Source organism: Pseudomonas sp. MWU16-30317 (genome assembly GCF_020515695.1).
Classification (GTDB): domain Bacteria; phylum Pseudomonadota; class Gammaproteobacteria; order Pseudomonadales; family Pseudomonadaceae; genus Aquipseudomonas.
This window is the reverse complement of the sequence record NZ_JAIWJA010000031.1, coordinates 1-364: the sequence shown is the minus strand read 5'-3', so window position 1 is coordinate 364 and position 364 is coordinate 1. Positions and strand designations below refer to the sequence as shown.

Genomic DNA, 364 nt, shown 5'->3' with positions numbered 1-364 from the left:
CACGGTGTGATTCATGACTGGGGTGAAGTCGTAACAAGGTAGCCGTAGGGGAACCTGCGGCTGGATCACCTCCTTAATCGACGACATCAGCTGTCTCATGAGCTCCCACACGAATTGCTTGATTCATGCGTTTGTAAAAGCGCAGAGCTAAATATTCGCTTTGAATATTTAGCTCTGATCTTTTTCAGAATCGTTCTTTAAAAATTTGGGTATGTGATAGAAAGATAGACTGGATGGCACTTTCACTGGTGTTCATTCAGGCTAAGGTAAAATTTGTGAGTGACTCTTAAGAGTTTTGCGAATTTTCGGCGAATGTCGTCTTCACAGTATAACCAGATTGCTTGGGGTTATATGGTCAAGTGAA

1 rRNA gene is annotated in these 364 nt (G+C 42.6%); it reads left to right on the top strand.

Features of this window, described 5'->3' with window-relative positions:
* Window positions 1-76 (top strand): 16S ribosomal RNA (locus LIX93_RS29490); the annotation flags it as partial.
* Window positions 77-364: the final 288 nt, after the last annotated feature.